24 protein-coding genes, 1 other RNA gene and 1 pseudogene are annotated in these 25,158 nt (G+C 72.7%); 9 read left to right on the top strand and 17 right to left on the bottom strand.

Features of this window, described 5'->3' with window-relative positions; translation table 11 throughout:
• The first annotated feature begins 34 nt into the window (after positions 1 to 34).
• On the top strand, positions 35 to 631 hold the full coding sequence (locus ACZ470_RS25750; protein WP_468430839.1) for a gamma carbonic anhydrase family protein: 597 nt from the start codon (positions 35 to 37) through the stop codon (positions 629 to 631).
• Positions 632 to 704: 73 nt separating this feature from the next.
• Here ACZ470_RS25750 and ACZ470_RS25745 read toward each other — a convergent pair whose 3' ends face one another.
• The 8 genes from ACZ470_RS25745 to ACZ470_RS25710 form a co-directional block, all read right to left on the bottom strand.
• Positions 705 to 1,685, bottom strand: coding sequence for a hydroxyacid dehydrogenase (locus ACZ470_RS25745; protein ID WP_468431040.1), 981 nt, complete (start codon positions 1,683 to 1,685; stop codon positions 705 to 707).
• A 38-nt stretch (positions 1,686 to 1,723) separates the two neighbouring features.
• Positions 1,724 to 2,641, bottom strand: coding sequence for a carbohydrate ABC transporter permease (locus ACZ470_RS25740; protein ID WP_468430838.1), 918 nt, complete (start codon positions 2,639 to 2,641; stop codon positions 1,724 to 1,726).
• A gap of 2 nt (positions 2,642 to 2,643) precedes the next feature.
• Entirely contained in the window at positions 2,644 to 3,546 is a 903-nt protein-coding gene (locus ACZ470_RS25735) for a carbohydrate ABC transporter permease (protein WP_468430836.1), read from the bottom strand.
• A gap of 65 nt (positions 3,547 to 3,611) precedes the next feature.
• Positions 3,612 to 4,922 (bottom strand): ABC transporter substrate-binding protein, encoded by a 1,311-nt coding sequence (locus tag ACZ470_RS25730; protein ID WP_468430835.1) that lies wholly within the window; start codon positions 4,920 to 4,922, stop codon positions 3,612 to 3,614.
• A gap of 175 nt (positions 4,923 to 5,097) precedes the next feature.
• On the bottom strand, positions 5,098 to 6,879 hold the full coding sequence (locus ACZ470_RS25725; RefSeq protein WP_468430833.1) for a beta-galactosidase: 1,782 nt from the start codon (positions 6,877 to 6,879) through the stop codon (positions 5,098 to 5,100).
• Positions 6,880 to 6,907: 28 nt separating this feature from the next.
• Positions 6,908 to 7,960, bottom strand: coding sequence for a LacI family DNA-binding transcriptional regulator (locus tag ACZ470_RS25720; protein ID WP_468430832.1), 1,053 nt, complete (start codon positions 7,958 to 7,960; stop codon positions 6,908 to 6,910).
• A gap of 108 nt (positions 7,961 to 8,068) precedes the next feature.
• Positions 8,069 to 8,797, bottom strand: coding sequence for a heparin lyase I family protein (locus ACZ470_RS25715; RefSeq protein WP_468430830.1), 729 nt, complete (start codon positions 8,795 to 8,797; stop codon positions 8,069 to 8,071).
• 64 nt (positions 8,798 to 8,861) lie between these two features.
• Positions 8,862 to 11,273 carry a polysaccharide lyase 8 family protein gene (locus ACZ470_RS25710; RefSeq protein ID WP_468430829.1) on the bottom strand — a complete coding sequence of 804 codons (2,412 nt, stop codon included), beginning with the start codon at positions 11,271 to 11,273 and terminating at the stop codon, positions 8,862 to 8,864.
• 209 nt (positions 11,274 to 11,482) lie between these two features.
• Between ACZ470_RS25710 and ACZ470_RS25705 the strand changes: the two genes are divergently transcribed.
• Positions 11,483 to 12,553, top strand: a complete 1,071-nt coding sequence (locus ACZ470_RS25705; protein ID WP_468430827.1) for a LacI family DNA-binding transcriptional regulator — start codon at positions 11,483 to 11,485, stop codon at positions 12,551 to 12,553.
• An 89-nt stretch (positions 12,554 to 12,642) separates the two neighbouring features.
• Here the strand turns inward: ACZ470_RS25705 and ACZ470_RS25700 are convergent, their stop codons facing one another.
• From ACZ470_RS25700 to ACZ470_RS25680, 5 genes and pseudogenes are all read right to left on the bottom strand, one after another.
• The gene (locus ACZ470_RS25700) at positions 12,643 to 13,128 is read right to left on the bottom strand and encodes a hypothetical protein (RefSeq protein ID WP_468430826.1); all 486 of its coding nucleotides are present in this window, start codon (positions 13,126 to 13,128) and stop codon (positions 12,643 to 12,645) included.
• Positions 13,125 to 13,454 carry a plasmid mobilization protein gene (locus ACZ470_RS25695; protein ID WP_468430824.1) on the bottom strand — a complete coding sequence of 110 codons (330 nt, stop codon included), beginning with the start codon at positions 13,452 to 13,454 and terminating at the stop codon, positions 13,125 to 13,127. Before ACZ470_RS25695 ends, ACZ470_RS25700 begins: the two co-directional genes overlap by 4 nt.
• Before the next feature lie 159 nt (positions 13,455 to 13,613).
• Positions 13,614 to 14,027: RNase P RNA component class A (gene rnpB, locus ACZ470_RS25690), an RNA gene on the bottom strand.
• A 115-nt stretch (positions 14,028 to 14,142) separates the two neighbouring features.
• Positions 14,143 to 14,859, bottom strand: a pseudogene (locus tag ACZ470_RS25685) (DMT family transporter); the annotation flags it as partial.
• Between the two features lie 82 nt (positions 14,860 to 14,941).
• Complete coding sequence (locus ACZ470_RS25680) at positions 14,942 to 15,775, bottom strand: AraC family transcriptional regulator (RefSeq protein WP_468430823.1); 834 nt, start codon at positions 15,773 to 15,775, stop codon at positions 14,942 to 14,944.
• Between the two features lie 122 nt (positions 15,776 to 15,897).
• Here ACZ470_RS25680 and ACZ470_RS25675 point away from each other — a divergent pair, with 122 nt between their 5' ends.
• From ACZ470_RS25675 to ACZ470_RS25655, 5 genes are all read left to right on the top strand, one after another.
• Positions 15,898 to 16,653: a MerR family transcriptional regulator gene (locus ACZ470_RS25675; protein WP_468430821.1), complete on the top strand. Its 756-nt coding sequence runs from the start codon at positions 15,898 to 15,900 to the stop codon at positions 16,651 to 16,653.
• A 50-nt stretch (positions 16,654 to 16,703) separates the two neighbouring features.
• A complete protein-coding gene (locus tag ACZ470_RS25670) occupies positions 16,704 to 17,249 on the top strand; it encodes a hypothetical protein (protein WP_468431038.1) in 546 nt (181 codons plus the stop codon).
• A gap of 36 nt (positions 17,250 to 17,285) precedes the next feature.
• Entirely contained in the window at positions 17,286 to 17,948 is a 663-nt protein-coding gene (locus ACZ470_RS25665) for a TetR/AcrR family transcriptional regulator (protein ID WP_468430819.1), read from the top strand.
• A 28-nt stretch (positions 17,949 to 17,976) separates the two neighbouring features.
• The gene (gene yaaA, locus ACZ470_RS25660; RefSeq protein WP_468430818.1) at positions 17,977 to 18,759 is read left to right on the top strand and encodes a peroxide stress protein YaaA; all 783 of its coding nucleotides are present in this window, start codon (positions 17,977 to 17,979) and stop codon (positions 18,757 to 18,759) included.
• A 65-nt stretch (positions 18,760 to 18,824) separates the two neighbouring features.
• On the top strand, positions 18,825 to 19,475 hold the full coding sequence (locus ACZ470_RS25655; protein WP_468430816.1) for a bifunctional 4-hydroxy-2-oxoglutarate aldolase/2-dehydro-3-deoxy-phosphogluconate aldolase: 651 nt from the start codon (positions 18,825 to 18,827) through the stop codon (positions 19,473 to 19,475).
• On the opposite strand, the gene ACZ470_RS25650 is transcribed toward ACZ470_RS25655, so the two are convergent.
• From ACZ470_RS25650 to ACZ470_RS25640, 3 genes are read right to left on the bottom strand one after another with little or no spacing between them, the layout of a single operon-like run.
• Positions 19,450 to 20,847: a bifunctional RNase H/acid phosphatase gene (locus ACZ470_RS25650; protein ID WP_468430815.1), complete on the bottom strand. Its 1,398-nt coding sequence runs from the start codon at positions 20,845 to 20,847 to the stop codon at positions 19,450 to 19,452. The two genes, ACZ470_RS25655 and ACZ470_RS25650, sit on opposite strands and share 26 nt — an antisense overlap.
• A gap of 12 nt (positions 20,848 to 20,859) precedes the next feature.
• Entirely contained in the window at positions 20,860 to 21,603 is a 744-nt protein-coding gene (locus tag ACZ470_RS25645; RefSeq protein WP_468431037.1) for a zinc ribbon domain-containing protein, read from the bottom strand.
• Positions 21,600 to 22,466, bottom strand: coding sequence for a Nif3-like dinuclear metal center hexameric protein (locus ACZ470_RS25640; RefSeq protein WP_468430813.1), 867 nt, complete (start codon positions 22,464 to 22,466; stop codon positions 21,600 to 21,602). Before ACZ470_RS25640 ends, ACZ470_RS25645 begins: the two co-directional genes overlap by 4 nt.
• A 176-nt stretch (positions 22,467 to 22,642) precedes the next feature.
• Here ACZ470_RS25640 and ACZ470_RS25635 point away from each other — a divergent pair, with 176 nt between their 5' ends.
• Positions 22,643 to 23,962, top strand: coding sequence for a hypothetical protein (locus ACZ470_RS25635; protein ID WP_468430811.1), 1,320 nt, complete (start codon positions 22,643 to 22,645; stop codon positions 23,960 to 23,962).
• Positions 23,963 to 24,059: 97 nt separating this feature from the next.
• Positions 24,060 to 24,227, top strand: a complete 168-nt coding sequence (locus tag ACZ470_RS25630) for a hypothetical protein (protein WP_468430810.1) — start codon at positions 24,060 to 24,062, stop codon at positions 24,225 to 24,227.
• Positions 24,228 to 24,302: 75 nt separating this feature from the next.
• On the opposite strand, the gene ACZ470_RS25625 is transcribed toward ACZ470_RS25630, so the two are convergent.
• Positions 24,303 to 25,145 carry a MaoC/PaaZ C-terminal domain-containing protein gene (locus tag ACZ470_RS25625; protein WP_468430809.1) on the bottom strand — a complete coding sequence of 281 codons (843 nt, stop codon included), beginning with the start codon at positions 25,143 to 25,145 and terminating at the stop codon, positions 24,303 to 24,305.
• Between the last annotated feature and the right edge of the window lie 13 nt (positions 25,146 to 25,158).

Below are 25,158 nucleotides of genomic sequence, written 5' to 3'. Positions count from 1 at the left end.
CGAACCCGGCCGGGTCCGCCCCTAGACTCCGGCCATGTTGCTCGAGCATCGCGGCAGAAGTCCTGTGGTTCCCGAGTCCGCGTATGTCGCCCCCTCGGCAGTCCTCTGCGGTGGGGTCGTCCTGGGCGAGCACGCACGCGTCCTGCATGGTGCGGTGCTCACCGCCGAGGACGGTGAGGTGCGGACGGGGGAGAACGTGGTCGTCATGGAGAACGCCCTGATCCGCGGCCGCAGCGGGCATCCGGCGGTGCTGGGTGACGCGGTGCTGATCGGCCCCCACGCCCACATCAACGGGGCGACCGTCGAGGACGGGGTCTTCGTGGCGACCGGCGTCTCGATGTTCCCCGGTGCCGTGGCGGGGGCGGGCTCCGAGCTGCGGATCAACAGCGTGTTGCACGTCAACTCACGGCTGCGCCCCGGCGGCCTGGTACCGATCGGCTGGGTCGCGGTCGGAGACCCGGCCGAGCCGTACTCCCCCGACCGGCACGAGGAGATCTGGGAGATCCAGCGCGGCCTCGACTTCGAGGGCACGGTCTACGGCGTCCCCGCCGACACCCCGATGAGCACCATCATGGCCCGCCAGGCGGCCTACTACGGCGCTCACATGAACGACCGGCCCCTTGAGGGCTAGCGCCCTTGGCGGCAGACGAGTCGGGCCGTACGCCGGGGAAGTAAGGTCCGGGGCCCGGCCCGGCGCTCCCGGGTCACGCCGAGCGGGTGAGCTGTTCCGGGTGGACCGGTTCGGTGTACGGCAGTCCGCTCGCGTAGCGCTCCAGTTCGTCCAGCGCGGCGTGCGTCATGCGGCCGAGTTCGTTGCCGAGGGAGCCCGCGATGTGCGGGGTGAGCAGGACGTTCGGCAGGTCGTACAGGGGAGATTCCGGCGGGAGGATCTCGGGGTCCGTCACGTCCAGGACCGCGTTCAGCCGGCCGGACACCAGTTCCTCGGTCAGCGCGGCGGTGTCGACCAGGGAGCCGCGCGCGGTGTTGACCAGGGTCGCGCCGTCCCGGAGGAGGGCGAGGCGGCAGCGGTCGAACAGGTGGTGCGTCTCCGGGAGTTCGGGCGCGTGGATGGTGACGGTGTCGCTGGTCTCGGCCAGCACGTCCAGGGAGGCCGGTTCGGCGCCGAGGGCCCTCACCTCGTCCTCGTCGACGTACGGGTCGTGGAGCAGGATCCGCAGGTCGTACGGGCGCAGCAGTTCGATCACCCGGCGGCCGATGCGGGACGCTCCGACGACGCCGACGGTGTGGCGGTGGTTGCCGCCCGTGCCGATGACGTCGAGGGCGTTCACCCAGGTGCGCTTCTCGCGGTAGACGCGGGCTGCGTGCAGGACGCGCTTGCCGGAGAAGAGGATCGCGGCGACCGTGTACTCGGCCACCGGCAGGGCGTTGGCGGCGGCGGCCGAGGCGACGGTGATCCCGCGCTCCCAGCAGGCGTCCGTGACATGGTGCTTGACCGAGCCCGCCGCGTGGATCACCGCGCGCAGCTTCGGCATCCGGGCCAGGGCGTCGCCGGTCAGCGGCGGGCATCCCCACCCGGTCAGCAGCACCTCCGCCTCCGCGAGGGCGCCGGCGGCGCCGGTGTCGGCGAAGTCCCGGACGACGAACGACGGGTCGGTGTCGGCGAGCGCCGCCAGCCGGTCGAGCGCCGCCCGGTCGAACAGCGCCTCGTGGACGGGCGTGTCCATCGCCAGGACGGTGCGGGGGCGGCGGAGGGGCTGGGGGGTCACTTGACGGCTCCCGCGGTCAGGCCGGAACGCCAGTGACGCTGCAGCGTGAGGAAGGCGACGGCGAGCGGAACGACGGACAGCAGCGAACCCGTGACGACGAGCGCGTACAGCTGCGGCTCCTGCGGCAGGACGGCGTTCCAGCTGAACAGGCCGAGGCCCACCGGGTACAGGGACGAGTCGTTGAGCATCACCAGGGGCAGGAAGAAGTTGTTCCAGCTGCCGGTGAAGGTGAACAGGAAGATGGTCACGAAGGCCGGCGACAGCATCGGCAGGGCCACCGAGCCGAACACGCGCAGTTCGCCCGCGCCGTCCATGCGGGCCGCCTCCAGGGTCTCGTGCGGCACGTACGCCTCGGCGAACACCCTGGCCAGGTACACGCCGAAGGGGTTGACCAGGCTCGGGATCAGCACCGCCCAGTACGTGTTGACGAGGCCGGCCTCGGAGGCGAGCAGGTACATCGGCAGGGAGACGACCGTGGGCGGCACCAGGATGCCGAGCAGCACCAGCCCGTACACCTTCTCCCGGCCGGGGAAGGAGTACGTCGCGAAGGCGTACCCCGCGAGCAGGGAGATGAGCGTGGAGACGAGGGCGCCGAGCACCGAGTACAGCAGGCTGTTGAGCATCCAGCGGCCGAACACGCCGTCCTGGTACGCGAAGAGGTCGGCGATGTTGCCGAACAGGTTGAACTCGCCGAACCGGAAGCCGGGGCTGCCGAACAGGTCGCCGTTGTTCTTCGTGGCGTTGACCAGCAGCCAGCTCAGCGGCATCAGGGTGTAGACGGCGACGATCGCGAGGACCGTGTTGACGAGGGCCTTGGACGACCAGGAGGACCTGCGGGCCGGGGGCTGCGGGCGCGGCGCGGCGGCCTTGGCCGCGGTGACGGGCGCGGTCGGGGTGGTGGTGTCGAGTGCCACGGTCACGCCTCCTTCCAGCGGTTGCCGAGCTTGGTGATGGCGAAGGAGAGCACGGCGCCGAGCACCGCGAGCAGCAGGGACGCCGCGGCGGCGAGGCCGTAGTCGTGCTCGGTGAAGGCGGCCTGGTAGATGAACATGACCGGGCTCCAGTCGGGCGAGATCGCCGAGGACCGGCTGCGCAGCACCTCGGGCTCGTTGAACAGCTGGATCGCGCCGACGGCGGTGAACAGCGTGGTGAGGACGACCGAGGAGCGGATCATCGGCAGCTTCACCGACCAGGCGGTGCGCAGCTGGCCCGCTCCGTCGACCACGGCGGCTTCGAGGGTCTCGCGCGGCACGGCCTGGAGCGCCGCGTAGAAGATCACCATGTTGTAGCCGATCCACTGCCAGGTGGCGGCGTTGGCCATGGAGAACACGACCGCGTCGGGTCCGAGCAGGTCCCAGTCCGCGCCGAAGACGGACAGGAAGTCGATGACGGGGCTGAGCCCCGGTGTGTACAGGAAGCCCCACATGATCGCGGCGATCAGTCCCGGCACCGCGTGCGGCAGGAAGTAGGCCAGCTGGAAGAACCGCTTGGCGCGGGCCAGCGCGGAGTCCACCAGCAGCGCCAGCGCGAGGGCTCCGCCCACCATCACGGGGATGTAGATCAGGCAGTACAGCGCGATGTGCGCGAAGCCCCGGCGGAAGCCCGGGTCGTCGAGGGCGCGCAGGTAGTTGTCGATGCCGACGAACAGGTTCTGCGTGCCGCCGAAGCCGAGTCCGGAGGTCGCCTGCTCCCGGTACAGGCTCATCCAGATCGCGTAGCCGATCGGGGCGAGCAGGGTGGCGGCGAACAGGATCAGGAACGGGGCGAGGAAGAGGGCGGGCGCGGCGTGCCGTCCGCGGCCCGGCCGGGTCGATGCCATGGGGGTGGGGCTCCTTGCTGCCGGGCCCGGCTCCACGCGGGGAGCCGGGCTCTCGGGGCGTTACGTCACTTGGCGAGCTTGAGCCCGCGATCGGTGATCGACTTCTCGGCCGCGCTCCGGCCCGCCTGGAACGCCGGCCAGAACTCGCCGGTCTTCTGGGCCTTGCCCAGTTCGGTCTGGAGCGTCAGCGAGGTGGAGTTGTGCACCGGGCTCCACACCCAGCCCTCGGCGATCAGGGGCACCTGGGAGCCGGCCACCTCGTAGATGTCCTGGCCGCCGAAGAAGGAGGCGTCGAAGGACTCCTTGGCGGTGCCGCGCAGCTTCTCGGCGGCGGGCAGACCGCTGGAGGTGCCGGCCGCGAGACGGGACTTGACGGCCGCCTCGTTCGTGGTGGCCCAGAGGGCGAACTCGGCCGCGGCCTCCGCCTTCTTCGTGTCCTTGGAAAGGGCGAACGACGAGCCGCCGACGGCGCCGGTGGCGGGCGTGCCCCAGTGGGGCAGCGGGGCCTCGGCCCACTTGCCGTCCTGCTTGGGGTAGGTGGTCTTGAGGCCGCCGGCGCTCCAGGACGCGCCGATCAGGGCGATGGCCCGGGAGTCGGTGACGGCCTTCGTGGCCTCGGGGCTCCATGCCTTGTGGTTGAGGACCAGGTCGTTCTTGACCAGGTCCTTCCAGTAGTCGGCGACCTTCTTGGTGGCGTCGTCGGTCATGTCGACCTGCCAGGCGTCACCGCTGGAGCCGTACCAACGGGCGCCCGCCTGCTGGGCGAGTCCGGCCCAGGTGGCGACGTCGTCGCCCCAGAAGTCCAGGATGCGGGCCTTGCCCTTGGAGGCGGTCTTCACCTTCTTGGCGGCGGCCTCGAACTCGTCCCAGGTCTCGGGCACCTCGACGCCGTACTCGGCGAACAGGTCCTTGCGGTAGTAGAGGGTCTGCGGGCCGACGTCGTAGGGGGCGGCCCAGGTCTTCCCGCCGAGGGTGACCAGGCTGCTCACGGATTCGGGGGCGTAGTCCTCGACGGCCTCGCCGAGTTCCGCCGTGGAGTCGCGGAGCAGGCCCTGGGTGACCAGGTCGGGCAGCGCCTGGTACTCGACGTTGACGACGTCGGGGGCGTTGCCCGCCTTCACAGCCTTGGCGATCTTGTCGTAGCCGCCGTTGAGGCCCGCCGGTATCTCGGAGAACTCGACCTTGATGTTCTCGTGGGTCCGGTTGAACTCGGCGGCCATCTCCTTGGTGCCGGGCATCCAGGACCAGTAGGTGATCTCGACGGGCTTGTCGGCGGTGCCGGCGCCCGCCTCGCTCTGGTCCTGGCCGCCGCAGGCGGTGGCGAGGAGGGCGAGGCACGCCGCCGTGGCGGCGAGAGCGGGGGAGGACGGCTTCATTGCTGACTCCTGAGGAGCTCGGTGTGAATGACGCACATCTTTCGGCCAAGTGCGATCAGAGTCAATAGGAAACGAACAATCAAACAGTGATGTTTGAACTTCGATCTCCATTGTGTTCGTTTCAGGGTTCGGGGACGGGAAACGAACATGCTGGGGCGAGCGGGGGCGGTGCGGCTCAGCCGAGGTCGGGGGCGTCCCGTGTCTCCACGGCCGCGGGGACCGTGCCGGCGTCCGCGTCCAGCTCCAGTACGACGATCTCGTTGCGCCCCGCGCGCAGCAGCGGCCAGGGCAGGTAGAGCGTGCGCTGTGGGCCTCGCGAGGACCAGTAGCGGCCCAGGCAGAAGCCGTTGACCCACACATAGCCCTTGCCGGCGCCGGGCAGCGCCAGATGGGCGTCAGCGGGCTCGGCGACGTCCAGGTGGCCCCGCAGGAACACCGGGCCGCGCGACGACTCCCCCGGCGCGTCGGTGTCCCAGCGCAGCCGTTCCGGCGTCCCGTGCCCCAGCTCCACGGCGCGGGCCCGCCAGCCGTGCAGGATCTGCTGGGTGTGCAGCACCCGCCGCACGCCCTTGCGCTCGCCGAGCCCGGCTCCGTAGTTGACCCGCCCCATGGACTCCACGAGCAGTTCCACGCGCCGCCCGTCCCCGGGTACGGGGACGTCGGGCAGCGTCTCGGTCGCGTCCCGTTCCAGGACCCCGGCCGGCGCCCCGTCGAGGTAGACGTGCGCCCGGTCGGCCAGCCCCTGCACCGACAGCGGGTACGGCTGCCGGGGGCCCGGTATCCGCCCGGTGTACAGCACCAGCCCCTGCCCGATGCCGAGTTCCTCGAAGGAGGGTGGCAGCGGCGACTCGGTCTCCGGGCCCGCCAGTTCGTCCAGTACGTCGAACAGCCGCAGGGACCCGGTCAGGGCGACGCGGGCCGACGGCAGCAGGGGAGCCGGCGGCTCGGGGTCCGGCAGCGGCCCGTCGGCGTACTGCTCCAGCACCTTCCGGAACGCGTGGAACTTCTCCGTGACGCCGCCGCGTTCGTCGATCGGCGCGTCGTAGTCGTACGAGGTGACCGTGGGCTGGTAGCGCTCGCCGGTCGCCGGGTCGGCGGTGTTGGCGCCCGCCCAGGTGGAGAAGTTGGTGCCGCCGTGCGCCATGTAGACGTTGACGGACGCCCCCGACCGCAGGATCTCGGCCAGCGTGTCCGCGGCGTCCCCCGGCTCGCGGACCACGTGCTCCGTGCCCCAGTGGTCGAACCAGCCGCACCAGAACTCCATGCACATCGCGGGGTCGTCCGGCCGCAGCCGGGCCAGCGAGGCGAACGCCTCGTCGGCGCGGCTGCCGAAGTTCACGGTCGCGAGGCTGCCGGGCAGCGTGCCGCCGGTCAGGAAGAAGTCGTCCGGGCCGTCCGAGGTGAACAGCGGCACGTCGATGCCGCGCGAGCGCAGCCCGGCGGCCAGGTGCTCCAGATGGCCCGTGTCGGTGCCGAAGGAGCCGTACTCGTTCTCCACCTGCACCATCAGCACGTTGCCGCCCCGCGTGACCTGGTGCGGGGCGATCACGGGCACGAGCCGGTCGTACCAGCGGTCGACGTGCGCCAGGTAACCCGCGTCCCGGCAGCGCAGCGCACGCACCTCGGGATCGGCGAGCAGCCACCAGGGCAGCCCGCCGTTGTCCCACTCGGCGCAGACGTACGGCGACGGCCGCACGATCGCGTGCAGTCCCGCCTCCCGGGTGGCGGTGAGGAAGCGGTCCAGGTCGGCGATGCCGTCGAAGTCGTACGCGCCGGGCCGCGGCTCGTGCAGGTTCCACGGCACGTACGTCTCGACGGTGTTCAGGCCCATGGCGCGCAGCATCCGCAGCCGGTGCGGCCACTGGGCGGGCAGGACGCGGAAGTAGTGCAGCGCGCCCGAGAGCAGACGCAGCGGACGGCCGTCGAGGGAGAAACCCCCGGGTGCGATGGCGAACATGAGGGCTCTCCAGTGGTGCGGGGTCGGGCTACGCGCTCGATGCGCGCACGTGCAGTTCGGGCAGGATCGCGATCCGGTGCCGGGGGCGGGAGGGATCGGCGAGCCGCTGGTCGAGCAGGTCGACGGCGGCGGCGCCGACCGCGTGCTTCGGCGGGGCGATCGCGGTCAGCGGAATGTCGGCGAGGGCGGCCACCTCGTCGTCGTAGGCGACGATCGCGACGTCGTCGGGCACCTCGACGCCGCGGGCGCGCAGCCGCTGGAGGACGACGATCGCGTCGTGGTCGTTGTGCACGACCGCCGCGTCGAGCCGGCCCTCGGCGACCGCGTCGGTGAACGCGACGAGGACCCGCTCCCGCTCGGCGGCGTCGCCGCCCGGCGGCGGCAGCCGGAACAACGCCCGGTCCTGCACCGGCAGTCCGGCCGCCGCGAGGCCGCCGCGATAGCCGTCGAGGACGAGCGCGCTGTGCGGACTGTCCTCGCGCAGCAGCAGCCCGATCCGCTCGCGGTCCCCGTCGACCAGGTGGCGTACGGCGATCCGGGCGCCGTACACATGGTCGGTGACCACGCGTTCGGCGCCCGTGGTGTCGTCCTCGGGCCGCCGTTCCACCAGTACGTAGGGCACCTCGAGCTCGGCCGGCCACCGCCGCGCCGCCGCAGGGCCGCACGGGGTGACCAGCAGCCCGTCGATGCCGTCCTGGAGCATTTGCCGGGCCTGGGCGCGCTCCTCGTCGGGGTTGTACTGGGAGATGCCGAGCACGAGGCGGATGCCGCGCTCGGCGGCTGCCTCCCGCGCGCCCTTGATGACCTCGGGGTAGTAGTAGTCGGCGGCCGGCACGATCAGGCCGAAGACCCGCTCGCCGCGCGGCCGGGCCGGGGCCTCGGGCGTCCGGGACCCGGCGGTCTCCGGCAGCACCGCCCCGCCGTGCACCCGCTCGACGAGACCGCGTTCGGCCAGGGCCTCCACGTCGCGGCGCACGGTGATGGGCGAGACACCCAGCTCCGCGGCCACCTCCGTGACCCGGACCGAACCGCGCTCGCGCAGCCGTCGCAGTATCTCCTGGTGCCGTTCCTCGGCGTGCACGTGACCGGGCCCCCTCGTCGTCGATGGTCATCGGCTGACCAGCAGTGTAGCCCTCCCACGATCGCTTGTGAACGTTTCTGCTCGAACAATCAAATGAACACGTACGCCTCAGTCGACGTCCGCGCGTGTGTCGCCCATGGTCGGGTCGTCGACCCAGTTGGTCGAGGAGACGTCGGTGATGGTCGTGCCGTAGGTGCCCCAGCGGGGCTTGTTGCCCAGGTCGTCCCAGGTGCGTATGCCCGTCGCGTGGGCGATGCGGTTGCCGTCCAGCCAGACCTCGGCCGAGCCGCCGGTGGAGGAGCTGGTCGTGATGCCGAGCTGGACCGAGTGCCAGGACTCGGGGGTCCACGGGGCACTGCCGATGGAGATCCACTGTTCACCCGGCGCGACGTACCAGACCTTGAGCCGGCTGTTCTCGACCTTCATGATCACGGGGTAGTTCTGCTGGTTCTGTTCGTTGGTGCCGTTGGACTTCCACTGGAAGACGGTTTGGGCGTTGCCGGTCTTCGTCATGGAGTCCCAGCCGAACCAGAGGGTCCTGTCGTTCTGGAGCAGTTCGGGCCTGTTGATGCTGTGGCCCTCGCAGCGTTCGGAACCGGCGGGCTTGAGGAACTCGAAGAAGTCACCGTGCGCGTCGCCCCAGTTCCTGACGCTCACGCCGCCCGGCGAGGGACACAGGACCGCCTCGAAGACCCCGGTCCCCCGGGAGGCGTCACCGTCCCAGAGGACGGCGGCGTGGGCGTCCGTCGCCATGACGAACGACATCGCGGCGGCCCCGGCGGCCAGGCTCAGTGCGGTGCGGGACATGCGGAACGCGCGGATACGTGTGGGGGGCATCGTCATCCCTGCTTCGTTTGGTGGGGGCCCGTACGGTGCGGGCCCCCGGGTGTCGGACGGACGGTCAGGCGAGGCGGACCGTGATCCTCTGCGGGGCGCCGGCCTGACCGGTGAGGTCGCCGAAGACCAGCCTCAGCGCGGAGCCGGTCGCGGCCGACGTCACCGTGGGCGGCTTGGACAGCACGGCGGCGACGCCGCGGTCCCAGACGACCTCCAGGCCACGGGCCTGGCGCGCGGGGTCGGAGACGACGACGGTGGCGGTGCCGTCCCGGTTCTCCCGGATCAGCACGGAGGCGGGAGCACTCGCGGTGACCTTGCCCACCGTGCCGGGGGCCCAGAAGTTGACGGCGGTGAAGCCGAGGCCCGGGACCCGGACGCCCTGCTGCTCCCGGCTGTTGGCGAGGATCCTCAGCCACCCCCGGTCGGCCGCCCGCCGCGCGGTGGCGGCGGCGCCGAAGCCCGGGAGCAGGACGTAGGCGTAGGAGGCGTCGGCGGGGTCGGTGCCGTGGTCGGTGAACAGCGTCAGATAGCGGCGGGTGACCGGGGTGGCGGGGCCGTTGACGTTGATGTCCCGCCAGGCCCCGGTGCGCTCCTCGCGGACGGCCCCGAGGTCGGTCCCCTCGGGGAAGACGTACCCCGCCTGCCCGGCGATGTGCGCCCACCGCGCGCCCTCGAAGGTGGCGGCCCAGCCCTGGGAGGACGGCTGGACGGTGCCGTCGACGGTGAGGGCGGGGGCGCCCTTCGCACCCAGGTTGCGGTTGTCGATCGTCGTCTCGACGGCGAACCCGTCGCCGGAGGAGATGCCCGCCCCGAGGCAGACGACGCTGTCGTCCAGCCAGAACCAGGACTTGTGGGCGCTCATCGTGCTCATCAGCCCCTTGAGGTGCTGGCCGGTGGCGCCGAACCGTCCGTCGGTGGTGCCGCCGACCCAGACGGCGTCCGGGCAGGGCTGGCCCCAGTTGCCGCCCGCGCCGTCCGGGAGCGGCTTGCGGGAGGCGGTGATGCCGGGCAGGCGGTAGGGGTCGACCGTGGGCCAGAACTCGTCCGCGTACTGCTCAAGACCGAAGTCGTCACCCCACCAGGAGAGCCAGCCGGCGCCGGTGTGGTAGCCGCGGGCGTGCTCCCCGTTGCCGTACTCGTAGTGGGCGATGTGCCGGGCGGCCATGGAGACGGAGGCGGCCCAGCCCGGGCGGCGGTGGGTGGCCCTGGCCATGTGGTGGAAGAGCCGGTGCTCGACCGGTTCTGGGGCGGCCTTCACCGAGTCGTCGTCCTGGAGCGCCTGCAACAGGGACGTACGGGTGAGGCCCAGGCCGGGGTTGCTCAACGCCGGGTAGTGGTAGTCCCGGCGCAGCCAGCCCTTGACCATCGCGCGCCAGCGGGCGTTCTCCTCCGCCGACGCGCCCTGCCCGACGAGGAGGATGGTCGCCATCAGGGGATGCGCGCGGCTGTGGTCGGAGGTGCCCGCCCGGCTGATGCCGCGCGAGGAGACGTTGTCCATCATCAGGCCGTTGTGGATGAACGGGGCGATGGCCCGGTCGATGGTGTCGAGGAACGTCCGGGCGCCGCCGACCTCCCAGGACGACCCGCGCAGCAGCGCCATCAGCCGGCCCACGCCGTCGTGGAGCACCGCTCCGTATCCGCCGATGTAGGGGACGTTGCGGTGCTGGATGAACGAGCCGTCGGCGTAGAAGCCGTCGCCCGAGGTGACGTACGGGAAGACCGGGGCGAGGGCGCGCGAGGCGAGGGCGACCTTGTCGGGGTTCTCGCCGACGATGCCGCGCAGGACGACGCCTCGGCACAGGTCGACGCGGTTGGCTCCGGTGCTGGTGCCGGTGTAGCTGTCGAAGACCGAGTCCGGCACGAAGTGGTCGACCGCCCGGCAGAAGTTGTCGACCTGGGTCCGCGTCAGGTGGTCGTGGAGCAGCACGCAGGTGTCCATGAGCGACTGCGGAGCGCCGATCTGCCAGCTCCACCAGTTGCCGTACCGCGTGGTGCGCTCGTTGTAGACCTCGGCGTGGAGGTGGTCGAGGCCGGCGAGGACGGCGTCCCGTACCTCGGTGCTGCCGGTCAGGCCGGTGCCGGGCTGGCAGTAGGCCTGGGCCATGGTGTTCAGCCGGTTGTAGCTGGTGACGATCCTCGCCGAGTACGCGTAGGACTCGGTGTCGGTGTCGGGTTCGGGGTCGGCCCAGACGAGGTCGGGCCAGAGGGAACCGGCGGCGGGGACCATGGCGTTGAGGTGGGTCCGCGCGTTCGCGCCGAGGTCGGCGAGCAGCGTACGGAAGGGCTCGGCGGCCGGGTTGAACGCCGTTCCCAGCATCAGCTCACGCCACTTGGCCCGCAGGGCGGCGAACTCCTCGCTCCCGGTGGCGGTTTCGGCGGCATGGCCGGGCGAGGCGGTGGCGCCGACGACGGCTGCGGCGAGCGGCGCGGCTGCGGCGGCCTGGACGAAGGCGCGGCGGGACCAGGCTGATGGCACGGGGGAACCTCCGGGAGGTGCGGCACGACGGTGTCCGGCGGCGTGGGGAGTGGAGCGGTGCGCGGTTTTGTAGCACGCGCTTTCATCGATCGACAACGCTTTTCGCGCACATCCCGTCAACTCTTCGTTTTTCGAAAGCAGACGTGCGGAAAAGACAGTGCTGCGCGTAGGGTGCGGCCGTAGGCAACGACGCTGACGGGGAGGCCCCTATGCACGCCGAGGACAGGCATCAGGCGATCCTGCGCAGGGTGCGCCGGCACGGCTCGGTGCGGGTCACCGAGGTCGCGGCGGAGCTGCGGGTGTCACCCGTCACCGTCCGCAAGGACGTCGAACTCCTCGCCGAGCGCGGACTGGTGGTGCGGGTGCACGGCGGCGCCAGGCTCCCCGACGACACCATGCCCGCTGGCGGGCCCGCGCCGTTGGACGCGGCGCGCGAGCTCACGTTCGGCATGATCGTCCCGTCCGCCACCTACTACTACCCGGAAGTCATCAGAGCCGTACGGGAGACCGCGGCGGCCCGCGGTGCCCGACTGCTGCTGCGCATCTCCGAGTACGACGCCGACGGGGAGCGCGCCCACGCCCGCGCGATGGTCGAGGCGGGCGTGGACGGTCTGCTGCTGGCGCCCACCACCGGCCCGGAGACCTGCGCCGACTCCGCCTGGTACGAGGACCTCGGCATCCCGCTCGTCCTGGTGGAGCGGCGCCCCCGGCCGGTCGGCCCGGCGGTGGAGCACGTGGTGACCGACCACGCCTACGGCGCCCGCCTCGCCGTCCACCACCTCGCCACCCACGGCCGCCGCCGCATCGCGCTCCTGACCCGCGCCGGCACCCCCACCGCCCCGCTGATCGAGGAGGGCTACCGCGCGGGCCTGCGCCTGGCAGAACTCGAAGTTCCCTTGGAATATGAGCCCTTGGACCTCGGCATGGACCGCCCCGGCACCCCGGAGTACGACGGCACGATGGAACGCTTCCTGAACGGTGTGGCGTCCGGCCGCATCGACGCGGCCGTCGTCCACCCCGACGGCGACGCACTCGTCCTGCTCCAACGCCTGAACGCCCGCTCGCTCACCGTCCCCGGCGACCTGGCCGTCGTCTCCTACGACGACGAGGTCGCGGGCCTCGGCGACCTGCCCCTCAGCGCCGTCGCCCCCTCAAAACACGAGGTGGGCGTCTCCGCCGTCGAACTCCTCACGGCCCGCATAACCGAACCGACCCGCCCCCGCCGCCAGATATCCATCCTCCCGGAACTCCGCGTGCGCGCGTCCAGCGCGGGGTCGTGACGGCTCGGGCACCGCCGGGGCGTGTTGGATTCGGCCGAGCAGGGCGCGTTCACCCACGGACCGCAGCCTGGGGCTGTGACTCCCGCACGTCAAACGGCGACCACATGCACATCCGTCGGCGCGAGAACCGTCAGGTAGGCCTGGATGTCCCCCGGGTCGGTGGTGAAGATCACCGCGCTGCCGTGCCGGGCGGCTGCCAGGGCCACCCAGGCGTCCACTGCGTCCGGCCGTTTCTTCGCCGGCAGGGCCGCCCTCCCCAGGGCGGTGCCGATGCGCCGCCAGTCCGTGAGGTCCGGGCCCGTCGCACAGGCCAGGCACTCCGGCCGGCCGGCCTTCGTCTCGCGCATGGGCGGCTCGGACGTACGGGCCTGAGGAACCGTGCAGTCCTTCAGGACTCCGGACAAGGCGTGCACCAGCGCAGGCTGAGGGCGCCACACCTGGGCGAGGACCGGACCGAGCACCAGTGCCCGGTGCGGGACCGCGCGCAGTCCCTCGTGCAGGGCCACCGCCTTGGCCTTGCGGTCGGCGAGCGCGATGAGCATACCGGTGTCGTAGACCGGCACCCGTGCGCTCACGCGACATGCCCCGGACGGTGGCCTTGCCGGTCCTGACCGCGGACGAGCCCCAGGGCCTCCTCGACTTCGAGGCGTTCCTGCTCCGTCAGCCTCGCGGCCGGTTCCCGGGCGGGTTCGGCGGGCAGCCCGTCCGCTGCTCGCTCCGCCCGGGCGATGAGTGCGTCCACCTCGGCGAACTGTTCCTCTATGGCGTCACTCTCGGCCATCTGGCGCGTTGCGGCATGGACCAGGTACGCCGAGACGTCCATGCCTGCCCGTTCCGCGTGCTGCCTGATGCGTTCGGCCTGGTCCTGCTCCAAGCTGATGCTGATCCGCGTCTTTGCCACGAAGGTAGCGTAATACGCGTATGACGGCGGTGCGAGTCCTTCTCGCACGGCGGAGATGAGAGGTCGCGGAAGTTCGTCACCGCGACCGGGGGAGGCCAGTTCGGTGAGCTTGCGGGCCTTGGCGATGCGTGTTCTGCGGCAGTGGCCCACAGGGGGCGGCAGACGAGTCGGGCTGTACGCCGGGTTCTGTTCCGGCGGGTCCTCGCGGGCCCGCCGGCGACGGCCATCCATCTAGGGCCGGCGTTGCCGCCGGCCTCGTGCGGTCCACCCGCGGACTCGGGCGGGCAGCCCTCGATCGTCCGCGCAGAGACGCCTTTTCTTCCGAAGAGGCGTCTCCTCTTGACCTTGCTCCGGGTGGGGTTTACCTAGCTGCCCAGGTCACCCTGGGCACTGGTGGTCTCTTACACCACCGTTTCACCCTTACCGAGGACCGAGGTCCCCGGCGGTCTGCTTTCTGTGGCACTGTCCCGCGGGTCACCCCGGGTGGCCGTTAGCCACCACCCTGCCCTGTGGAGCCCGGACGTTCCTCGGGAAGTCCCGTGAGGGACTCCACGCGGCCGCCCGCCCGGCTCGTCTGCCGTGTCGACCATGGTACCGGGCGTGAGCGGGGCTTCGGCGCGGCGGCCGTCGCCAGGACCGAGCCGGTGAGGATCAGGGCGAACGCGCCCAGGACGGAGGCGGTCAGGCGTTCGTCCAGGAAGAGCGCGCCGGCGGCCACCGCGATGGCCGGATTGACGTACGTGATCACCGACGCGCGGATCGGGCCGGCCTCCTTGATCAGTTCCAGGAAGGCCACGAAGGCCACCGCCGTGCAGACCACCCCGAGGGCGGCCAGGGCGGCGAGGGTCTCGGACGAGGGCAGGGCCGCGGGGCGGGTCACGGCCGCCGCCGGGGCGTAGACCAGGGCGGCCAGGGCCAGGCAGGGCGTGATGAGGTGCAGCGTCGGGACGTCCTTGAGGTGGCGGTTGGCGATCAGGGGGGCCGTGGCGTAGCCGATCACCGTCACCAGCACCTCCGCCAGGGACAGGGCGTCGCCGCCGGCCAGGTGGGGGACGGTGAGGACGGCGACGCCGCCGAGACCGAGCGCGAGACCCGTGATCCGGCGGGCGCCCAGCGACTCCGCGGCGCCGAAGAAGCGGGCCAGCAGGACGCCGGCGATCGGTACGCCCGCGATCAGCAGGCCCGCCGTGGAGCTGGAGAGGTGGCGTTCGGCGTCGGTGAGGGTGTACCAGGGGCCGATGATCTCGATGACCGCGAACGCCAGCATCGGCTTCCAGTGGGTCCGCAGGTTCCGGGCCAGGCCGGGTTGGCGCAGGGCGAAGGGGAGCAGGAGGGCGGCGCCGATCGCGCAGCGAGTGAACACCACCGCCGACGGGGAGACCTCGTCCACCGCCACCTTGATCATCAGATAGGGGATGCCCCAGACCACTCCCATCAGGGAGAAGAGGAGCCAGCCACGTGCAGTCATGCGGTGAGTGTGGGTCCGGTCAGCGTGCGGTGTCTTGAACGCTGTTGCGGTACGCCGCCGGGGTCACCCCCAGGACGCGGCGGAACCAGCGGGTGAGGTGCGCCTGGTCGGCGAAGCCGACGAGACCGGCCACCTCGGCGGGGCGCAGTCCGGCCTCCAGGAGCGCGCGGGCCCTGGTCACCCGGTACTGGGCGAGCCAGGCGTACGGGGGCACCCCCATCGTCGTACGGAAGGCGCGGAGCAGCTGGTAGCGGGAGAGGCCCAGGTCGGCGGCGAGCGCGGCGAGGGAGGGCGGGGCGAGGAGTTCGTCGGCGAGACGGTCGCGGACGGCCAGGGCGACGGTGCCGGCGCCGGGCACCGTGTCGTCGGCGGCGCGGGCCGTGGAGTGGCGGCGGGCGAGGGCGGTGAGCAGCCAGGGGATGCGGGACTCGGCCTCCAGGGGGTCCGGGCAGGAGCTCACGTCCGTGTGCGCGCGGCGCAGTGCGGTGGCCAGTTCGGGGTCGTCGAGGACGGGTTCCCGGAAGTGCGGGAGGCCGGGGCCGAGCGTGCCGTCGGTGAGGAGGGCGGGGGCGGCGTAGAGGGCGCGGTAGGAGTAGCCGTCGGGGGCGGCGGGGCCTCCGGTGTGCATCTCACCGGGTTCGAGGACGACGATCGAGCCCGGCCCGGACACGATGCGCCCGCCGCGGTAGTCGATGGTCTCGAGCCCGCCGACGGTGACGCCGACCGTGAACTCGTCGTGCGCGTGGGGGGCGTACTCGTGCCGGCTGAAGCGGGCGGTGAGCAGATCGAGGGGCGGCCCGCACCGGCCGAGCCGCGCCCTGGTCCAGCGGGCCTGTTCCCGTACGTCCGTCACCGCACACCCCCGACCACAGGGGATCAGAGGAAGTCGACGGTGTCCAGATCGAAGGCGAGGGGCTCGGGGAGGACCCACGGTTCGCTTGACCCTGTCGCAGCGGCAACGTTTCTACTGGGGGCATGCGGATCGGAGAACTCGCCGCGGCCGTCGGTGTGACCACGCGGACGGTGCGGCACTACCACCAGTCGGGGCTGTTGCCGGAGCCGGATCGGCTGGGCAACGGGTACCGGGACTACACCCTGCGGCACGCCGTCGTCCTCGCGCGGATCAGGCGGCTGACCGAGCTGGGGCTGGGGCTCTCGGAGGTGCGGGACGTGCTCGCGGACGAGGCCGGGAAGGATCTCGTCGAGGTGCTGACGGAGCTGGACGAGGATCTGGCGCGGCAGGAGGCCGCGATCCGGGAGCGGCGGGCGCGGCTGCGGGGCCTGCTGGAGGCGGGGGACGGGCTGACCGTCGAGGGGCCGGTCTCCCCCGAGCTGGCCGCGCTGTTCCGGGACACGGCCCATCTGTCCGACTCCCCCATGGCGGTCAAGGACCGCGAGATGCTCGCGCTCCTGGAGACCGCGGCGGCGCCGGAGGACCGGGAGCGGCTGATGGGGCTGCTCGGCGGGGTGGTGGGCGCGCCGGGCGGGGCGGAGCGGGTGCGTGCCGTGTACGGAATGCTCGACGCGCTCGCCGACGCCGATCCGGACGATCCCCGGGTGGAGGAGGCGGCCCGTGCCCTCGCCGAGTGCGTGCCGGCCGAGATGGTCCCGGAGGGGGCGGGCGACGGTGAGGCCGACACCTTCCTGCGGGCCTTCTACGCCGACTTCCCGCCGGCTCAGGCGGAGGCCATCCGCCGCACACTGCGGATCCTCGCGGAGGGACGGTCGTGAGGAGACTGGCGCGGGTCGCCTGGAGCGTCGCCCGGCACGAGCTGCGGCTGATGACGAGTCTCGGGCTGTGGGCGGCCCGGCGTACGCACGGTCTGGGCGGCGGTACGGCGTTCGGGTACGCGCGCGGGCAGGCGGCCATGATGTACGGGTTCGCGTTCGTGTGCGTGGTCGAGACGGTGGCGATGTCCGTGCTGCTGAGCGACTGGCCGACCGTGCACGCGGTGGTGCTCTTCCTGGACGTGTACACCGTCGTCTTCGTCATCGCCCTGCACGCCGCGTCCGTCGTACGCCCGCATGTCCTGGACGCCGGCGTGCTGCGGATCCGCCGTGCCGTGCACGTGGATCTGCGGATCCCGCTGGAGCGGATCGCCTCGGTCCGGCGTGAGCTGCGGATGACGCACGAGCCGGCCGACGGCGAGCTGGATCTCGCGATCGGTTCGCAGACGACCGTCACGGTCGAGCTCGCCGAGCCGGTCACCCATGTCACCTTCCTCGGCCGCCGCCGCGAGCTCCGCGTGGTCCGCTTCCACGCGGACGACTCCGACGGACTCGTACGCGCGCTCGCTGCAACCCCTCTCTCCGGTGATAGCGTCTAACCGGACAGCTGTCGCAGGACCGGAGGGACACGGCACGTGGTGGCGAAGGACGCCAAAGGCAGGGAGACGCCCCGCGAGCGGTACCGCGCCCAGGTGCGCGCGGAGATCAAGGAGCGCGCCTGGGAGCAGATCGCCATCTCGGGCGCGCCGGGGCTGTCGCTGAACGCCATCGCCAAGCAGATGGGCCTGAGCGGTCCCGCGCTGTACCGCTACTTCGCCGGCCGCGACGAACTGATCACCGAGCTGATCCGGGACGCCTACCGGGGCCTCGCCGACGCCTTCCGCGCCGCCGCCGCGTCCGGCGCGGACCTGGCCGGGCTGGGGCGGGCGCTGCGCGACTGGGCGATCGAGGACCCCCAGCGCTACTTCCTGATCTACGGCACACCCGTCCCCGGCTACCACGCCCCCGACGACGTCACCACCACCGCCCGCGAGATCATGGCGACCCTCCTGGACGCGGCCCGGCTCGTGGAGGGACCGGCGGACGGTACCGGCCTCGACGGCCATCTCGCCGCGCACCGGGAGTGGGCGGGCGACCATCCCGCGGACCCCGCCGCGCTGCGCCGCGCGCTGTCCTTCTGGACCCGGCTGCACGGCGTCCTCTCCCTGGAGCTCGCGGGCCACTTCACGGGCATGGGGTTCGACCCGGCCCTGCTCTACGGCGCCGAACTGGACGCCCTGACCCACGCCGTACCCTGACTGGCGAGCTCTACCAGAAGGAGTACGTGTGCTTGTCCTGCTGCCGCCGTCCGAAGGCAAGGCCGCTTCCGGCCGCGGTGCCCCGCTGAAGCCCGAGTCGCTGTCGCTGCCGGGGCTGGCCGCCGCGCGGGAGGCCGCCCTCGCCGAGCTGGTGGACCTGTGCACCGGTGACGAGGACAAGGCGCGCGAGGTGCTCGGGCTGAGCGAGGGGCTGCGGGGCGAGGTCGCGAAGAACGCGCGGCTGCGGACCGCGGGGACGCGGCCGGCCGGGGAGATCTACACCGGGGTGCTGTACGACGCCCTGGACCTGTCGTCCCTCGACGCGGCGGCGAAGCGGCGGGCGGCGCGGTCCCTGCTGGTGTTCTCGGGGTTGTGGGGCGCGGTCCGGGTCACCGACCGGATCCCCTCCTACCGCCTCTCGATGGGCGTGAAGCTGCCCGGCCTCGGCGCGCTGAGCGGGCACTGGCGTGCGCCGATGGCGGAGGTGCTGCCCGAGGCGGCCGGGAACGGGCTGGTCCTTGACCTGCGGTCGGCCGCGTACGCGGCGGCCTGGAAGCCGAAGGGCGAGGTGGCCGGGCGGACGGCGACCGTACGCGTGCTGCACGCGCCGACCCGGAAGGTCGTCAGCCACTTCAACAAGGCGACCAAGGGGCGGATCGTACGGAGCCTGCTGACGGCCGGGGCCGCGCCGAAGGACCCCGCCGGGCTCGTGGAGGCGCTGCGGGACCTCGGGTACGAGGTGGAGGCGGCGGCACCGGCCAGGGCGGGAACGGCGTGGTCGCTGGACGTGCTGGTGGACGAGGTGCACTGAACGCCTCATTGCAACATGCGCAACACCCTTTGCGCATCGCGCACCGGGATGGGCAGGATGACGTCATGCGCTCTCCCCTGCCCTCCTCCTCGGTCCTCGATCTCGCCCCCGTCGTGCCCGTCGTCGTCATCGAGGACGCCGCCGACGCCGTACCGCTGGCGCGTGCGCTGGTGGCCGGGGGCCTGCCCGCGATCGAGGTGACCCTGCGGACGCCCGCCGCGCTCGACGCGATCCGCGCGATCGCCGGTGAGGTGCCGGACGCCGTGGTCGGGGCCGGGACGGTGATCACGCCGGCGCAGGTGGGCGAGGCCGTGCGGGCCGGGGCGGGGTTCCTGGTCAGCCCGGGGTGGACGGACGTACTGCTGGAGGCCATGCGGGCGTCCGGGGTGCCGTTCCTGCCAGGGGTGTCAACTGCTTCCGAAGTGGTGGCGCTGCTTGAGCGCGGGGTGCGGGAGATGAAGTTCTTCCCGGCGCAGGCCGCGGGCGGGACGGCGTATCTGAAGTCGCTCGCCGGGCCGCTCCCCCAGGCCCGCTTCTGCCCGACCGGGGGGATCGGGCCCGACTCCGCACCGGACTATCTCGCCCTGCCCAACGTCGGCTGTGTGGGCGGGAGCTGGATGCTTCCGGCGGACGCGGTGACCGCCCGGGACTGGGCGCGGGTGGAAGGGCTGGCCCGCGAGGCGGCGGGGCTCAGCGCAGGTGCGAGGTCTCGTTGAACAGGCGGACGCTGGCGTTGCCGTCGGCGTAGTACGCCACGGCGGAGAGCGAGGCCGCCGACAGTTCCATGCGGAACAGCGCCTCGGGCGGGGCGCCCAGGGCGAGGCGTACGAACGTCTTGATCGGCGTCACATGGGTGACGAGCAGGACCGTGCGGCCGGCGTAGGCGGCGGTCAGCTTGTCGCGGGTGGCGGCGATCCGGGTGGCGGTGGCGGCGAAGCTCTCGCCGCCGCCGGTGGGTTCGGCGTCCGGGGAGGACAGCCAGGCGTTCAGGTCGTCGGGGTGGCGTTCGCGGACCTCGCCGAAGGTGAGGCCCTCCCACGCGCCGAAGTCGGTCTCGCGCAGCCCGTCCTCCACGGTCACGTCGAGACCGAGACGGGCGGCGACGATACGGGCGGTCTCGCGGGTACGGGCGAGGGGGGACGCGACGACGGCCTGGACGGTGCCGCGCCGGGCGAGGAACTCGGCGACCTTCGCGGCCTGTTCCCGGCCGACGTCGGAGAGGGAGGGATCGCTGCCGCCGCTGCCCGAGAAACGCTTCTGCGGGGTCAGCGGGGTCTCCCCGTGCCGGAGCAGGACGAAGGTGGCCGGCGGCCCCATATCGGCGGGGCCCCACCCGGCACCGGGGGTGGCCGCGGCCCGCGCCGCACGGATATCGGCGTCAGCCTTGCCACGATCGGCCCCGACATCGGTGACGTCACCAGTCGGACGTTCCGCAACGCCCGGAGCAGAGGCATCGGACCCCGGCGCCCCGGCCTCCGGGGCGTCGGAGGCGTCGCGGGCTCCGGACCCCGGCGTCCGCGCGCCCGCGTCCGTGGCGGAGGCTCCGGATGCCAGGGCGGCGCGGACCCTCGCCGCGCCCGCCGTCGCGTCGCCGGGTGGGCCCGACGGCTCGGGTGTCAGCGGACGGGCCGGCGGGGAGTCCAGGGCGGCCCGTGACGTCGCGGGCGACCACTGCTCGCCCCGCTTGCCCGCGTCCATCGCCTCGTTGGCCAGGCGGTCGGCGTGCTTGTTCCGCTCGCGGGGGATCCACTCGTACGTGACCCGCTCCCGCGGGAAGACCCGCGCCGCCTCCGCCGCGAGCGGCTTCATCGCGGGGTGCTTGATCTTCCAGCGGCCCGTCATCTGCTCGATGACGAGCTTGGAGTCCATCCGTACGTGGACCACGGCCTCCGGGTCCAGCTCCCGCGCGGCGCGCAGGCCGGCCAGCAGGCCCCCGTACTCGGCGACGTTGTTCGTGGCGACCCCGATGTACTCGGCCGCCTCCACGAGGGTCTCCCCCGTCGCCGCGTCGCTCACCACGGCCCCGTAGCCCGCGGGCCCCGGGTTGCCCCGCGACCCGCCGTCGGCCTCGACGATGAACTCCCGCATGGTCGGGAACCCCTACAGCCCCGACTCGGAGGTGCGCACCAGGATGCGGCGGCAGTTCTCGCAGCGCACCACCGTGTCGGGGGCGGCGGAGCGGATCTCGTTCAGCTCGGTGATCGCGAGCTCCTGGCGGCAGCCCTGGCAGGTGCGGGCGTACAGCTTCGCGGCGCCGATGCCGCCCTGCTGCTCGCGCAGCTTGTCGTACAGCGCCAGCAGCGGGGCCGGCACGGAACCGGCGACGACCTCGCGCTCCTTCGTCACCGAGGCCACCTCGCCGTCGATCTCCTCGACGGAGGCGTCCCGGCGCGCGGTCGCGTCGTCGATCCTCCCCTGCACGGAGCCGACCCGCTCGGTCAGTTCGGCGACCCGCTCCTGCGCGGACTCCCGGCGCTCCATGACCTCCAGGACGACGTCCTCCAGGTCGCCCTGCCGCTTGGCGAGGGAGGCGATCTCGCGCTGGAGGTTCTCCAGGTCCTTGGGCGAGGAGACGGCCCCGGAGTCGAGGCGCTTCTGGTCGCGGGCGGCGCGCTGGCGCACCTGGTCGACGTCCTGCTCGGCCTTGGTCTGCTCGCGGGCGCAGTCGCTCTCCTCGGTCTGCGCGGCGACGAGCAGGTCGCGCAGCTGGGTGAGGTCCCGGTTCAGCGACTCGATCTCGGCGTGCTCGGGCAGCGACTTCCGCTTGTGCGCGAGCTGCTGGAGGCGGACGTCGAGGTCCTGGACGTCGAGAAGGCGGATCTGGTCGGCGGGCGCGGCGTTCAGTTGGGGGCTCCAGATGTGTTGGTCGTGGCGATGGACGCCGCGTGGGCGGTCCAGGGGTCGGTGACCGTCTTCGAGACATGGACCCGCAGGCCCCACCCGTGGCGGTCGGAGATCTCGTCGAGCTGGGCTGCCGCCAGCTCGCACCAGGGCCACTCGGTGGCCCAGTGCGCCGCGTCGAGCAGCGCGAGAGGACTGTGGGCGCGATCCGCCATGAATTCGGACGCCGGGTGGTGGCGGAGGTCCGCGGTGAGGAAGGCGTCCACGCCGGCCGCCCGGACGTGGTCGAAGAGGCTGTCGCCGGAGCCGCCGCTGACGGCGACCGTGCGCACCGGCGCGTCGGGGTCGCCGGCGACGCGGATGCCCTGCGCGGTGGCGGGGAGCCGTTCGGCGGCGCGGGCGGCGAACTCGCGGACGGTCAGCGGATGGTCCAGCTCGCACACGCGACCCAGTCCCCGACGCCCGTCCGGGTCGGCGGGGTCCGGTACGAGGGGCCGTACGACCCTGAGGTCCAGCGCGCCGGCGAGGGCGTCGGAGACTCCCGGGTCGGCGGTGTCGGCGTTGGTGTGGGCGACGTGCAGCGCGATGTCGTTCTTGATGAGGGTGTGCACCACGCGGCCCTTGAAGGTGGAGGCCGCGACCGTGGTCGTCCCGCGCAGATAGAGCGGGTGGTGGGTGACCAGCAGGTCGGCGTCCAGCTTCACCGCCTCGTCGACGATCTCCTGGACCGGGTCGACGGCGAACAGGACCCGTGCGACCTCCTGGTCGGGCTCGCCCACGACGGTGCCGACCGCGTCCCAGGACTCGGCCCGCTCGGCGGGCCACAGGTTCTCCAGCGCGGCGATGACTTCAGACAGACGGGGCACGCCTGCAAGGCTACCCGGCGCAGCCCCCGGCCACCGTCGCGGCTCCGTGGAGCACATCCCCCTCCCCTTCCTCAGGCGAATCGTTCCTGGAGCACCCTTACGTGTGAAGTGCGGGCCCACCGCTCCGCCGCCCGTGCACAGGCGACCTACCTTTCGTCACTGGAGGTGACCGAACGATGACGGTCTGTGCCATCGAACCTGCGGCGGGACACGAGGACGGTGCCGGACGGGCGGGCTGCGCCATCACCGCCGACGGTTGCTACGCCGCGCGCCTCGCCCTCGCCGGCGACTCCTTCTTCCCGGAGCGCTGGACCCTCGACGGCCCCGAGCCCTACGCGGTGCCGCTGCCCGGCAACCAGCCCGAGGAACCCGGCACCGAGGTGCAGCCCCTGAGCGACGGGCGGGTCCTCATCCACCGGCGGGCGGCCGGACGGCACGCCTTCTCCCTGCTGTACCCGACCGGGCCGGGCACCGGTGAGCTGCCACTGGGCACGGTCGAGTGTCCGGACGAGGAGACCCGGCTGCGGCTGCTGCCGCCCGCCCCGGGCGGGGAGCGGGCGTACGCGCTCGCCGTGGGCCGGCGGTCGACGGCGGTGTGGCTGGTGGCGGGCGGCGCGTTCGGGCCCGAGCACCTCGCGGAGGTTCCCGGCCGCTGCTCGGGCGGGGCGTGGCTGGACCGCGAGGGACGGATGCTGGCCCTGGACCGGGAGACCGGCGGGCGCACCAAGGCGGTCGTGGTGGACCTGGAGCGCGGCGGCGAGATGTCGCCGCTGCTCCAGATCGCCGCGGAGAGCGACGACCGGGTGCTGCTCGCCGACCCGGACAGCGGGCTGCTGCTGATCCGCTCGGACGCGCCCTCCCCCGGCCGGGACCGGCTGGGCTGGGGGGTGCTGGGCAGCACGCTGCCGGTGCGTTTCCCGGAGTGCCTGCGCCTGCCGGACTGCACGGTCACGCCGTTCGCGATCCAGCCGGGGCAGATGCTGACGCCGGAGCGCTGCGCGGTGGCGCTGCGCGTCGACGGCGCGCTCGGCAGCTGGGTCGGGGTGTGGCGGCCGGCGGAGCGTCAGGTGCACCACTTCCCGGCGCCGGCGGGATGGCTGACCGGCGCCGGGCTGTGGACGGCGGACGGGGTGCTGCGGCTGCCGTACGCCACCGGGGCGGTGCCGTGCGGGGTGGCCGCCCTGAGGGCGCCGGGGCAGGAGCGCCGGCGGGCGGGCCTGGACGTCCGGCCGCCCAGCCTCCCGGAGACTCCGGGGACCGGGGAGCGGACCGCGCCCGGCGAGTCCGAGTCGGCGGCGGGCGGCGGGGTTCCCTCCCCCGCCGAGCCCATCGACGAAGGCCGCCAGCCCCAACTCCCTTACTGTTCCGGTGACATGACCGACCTCTTGCTCCAGGCCCACACCGAACCCGCGGTGCCCGACGACCCCGACGCCGTCCCCGCCCCCCGTCCCGTCCCCTTGCAGCAGGCACCTTTGGGACGGCTTGTAACGAAGTAGTGGCGGTTGGCGTGGCCGCCTGGATTCGGGCGGTGGTGCGCCGGTTAGACTCGCCCGGCTGTAGGAAAGATCATGTTTACGGGGTGAGTTCCTTCCGATGAACGACGTCAGCACGAACCAGCCGCAGTCCGCCGAGAACGGACAGTCCTCCGCCGGTCACGGCAGGCACCGGGGCCCGGTCTCCACGCAGGACGCGGAGGCGTCCCCGCGCGGCCGGCACCGCAGGCCGGAGCAGGCGAACGAGCACGCGGAGTCGGCTGCCTGACGGCATGTCAGGTGCCGCTCGGCATTCAACTGGACCGGGCCCCGGCCGTCGTACGACGGCCGGGGCCCGGTTCGTTCAGTCGTATCCGACCGTGGTGTCGGCAAGTACGGCGTCGTCCCCGGCGGCGGTCACCGTCACCCGCACCTCGCCGTCCCCGCGCCACATCCGGAACCGCAGCGTCCCGCCCGGGTACACGACCCCCGTGAAGCGGGTCGCGCAGGAGCGGACGCGGGTGACGTCCCCGTCCAGCAGGGTGTCGACGACCGCCTGCAGGGTCATGCCGTAGGTGCACAGGCCGTGCAGGACGGGGCGTTCGAACCCGGCGCGCTCGGCGAACGCGGGGTCGGCGTGCAGGGGGTTCCAGTCGCCGGAGAGGCGGTAGAGCAGGGCCTGGTCCTCGCGGACGGTCCGTTCGACGGTGCGGTCCGGGTTCCCGATGGGCGGCTCTCGGCGCGCGGACGGGCCCCGGTCGCCACCCCAGCCGCCCTCACCGCGTACGTGGACCAGCGCCTCGTCGGTCCACAGCGGGCCGTCGGCGTCGGTCGCCTCGGTGCGCAGGACGAGGACGGCGGCCTTGGTCTTGTCGTACACGGCGACGATGCGGGCGGTGGTTTGTGCGGTGCCCTCCGGTGGCAGTGGGCGGTGCAGGGTGAGCGACTGGCCGGCGTGCAGGACGTGGGCCAGGTCCACGTCGATGCCGGGCATGGAGAGGGAGCGGATCACGCCGGGGGCGGTGGCGCCGGCGACGGTGGCGAAGCTGGGGAGGACGTGGAGGCGGGTCTCCAGGGTGTAGCGGAGGTCGGTGGGGGTGGCGCCGGCGCCGATGCCGAGGTGGTAGAGGAGGACGTCCTTGGGGGTCCAGGAGATCTGGGTTGTGCGGGGTGGGGCGGTCAGGGCGGTGGGTGGGTCGATGGGCATGGGGCTCCTGGGT

It is taken from the genome of Streptomyces sp. NPDC031111 (assembly GCF_055570675.1).
The sequence above is the reverse complement of the archived record's forward strand: the minus strand, read 5'-3'. Positions and strand labels throughout refer to the sequence as shown.

Coding starts and splice junctions, on each gene's coding strand:
- ACZ470_RS25625 (WP_468430809.1), bottom strand. CDS start 25,145: ATGCCCATCGACCCACCCACCGCCCTGACCGCCCCACCCCGCACAACC.
- ACZ470_RS25730 (WP_468430835.1), bottom strand. CDS start 4,922: ATGAAGCCGTCCTCCCCCGCTCTCGCCGCCACGGCGGCGTGCCTCGCC.
- ACZ470_RS25715 (WP_468430830.1), bottom strand. CDS start 8,797: ATGCCCCCCACACGTATCCGCGCGTTCCGCATGTCCCGCACCGCACTG.
- ACZ470_RS25705 (WP_468430827.1), top strand. CDS start 11,483: ATGCACGCCGAGGACAGGCATCAGGCGATCCTGCGCAGGGTGCGCCGG.
- ACZ470_RS25655 (WP_468430816.1), top strand. CDS start 18,825: ATGCGCTCTCCCCTGCCCTCCTCCTCGGTCCTCGATCTCGCCCCCGTC.
- ACZ470_RS25635 (WP_468430811.1), top strand. CDS start 22,643: ATGACGGTCTGTGCCATCGAACCTGCGGCGGGACACGAGGACGGTGCC.
- ACZ470_RS25745 (WP_468431040.1), bottom strand. CDS start 1,685: ATGGACACGCCCGTCCACGAGGCGCTGTTCGACCGGGCGGCGCTCGAC.
- ACZ470_RS25750 (WP_468430839.1), top strand. CDS start 35: ATGTTGCTCGAGCATCGCGGCAGAAGTCCTGTGGTTCCCGAGTCCGCG.
- ACZ470_RS25650 (WP_468430815.1), bottom strand. CDS start 20,847: ATGCGGGAGTTCATCGTCGAGGCCGACGGCGGGTCGCGGGGCAACCCG.
- ACZ470_RS25675 (WP_468430821.1), top strand. CDS start 15,898: ATGCGGATCGGAGAACTCGCCGCGGCCGTCGGTGTGACCACGCGGACG.
- ACZ470_RS25670 (WP_468431038.1), top strand. CDS start 16,704: ATGACGAGTCTCGGGCTGTGGGCGGCCCGGCGTACGCACGGTCTGGGC.
- ACZ470_RS25630 (WP_468430810.1), top strand. CDS start 24,060: ATGAACGACGTCAGCACGAACCAGCCGCAGTCCGCCGAGAACGGACAG.
- ACZ470_RS25725 (WP_468430833.1), bottom strand. CDS start 6,879: ATGTTCGCCATCGCACCCGGGGGTTTCTCCCTCGACGGCCGTCCGCTG.
- ACZ470_RS25735 (WP_468430836.1), bottom strand. CDS start 3,546: ATGGCATCGACCCGGCCGGGCCGCGGACGGCACGCCGCGCCCGCCCTC.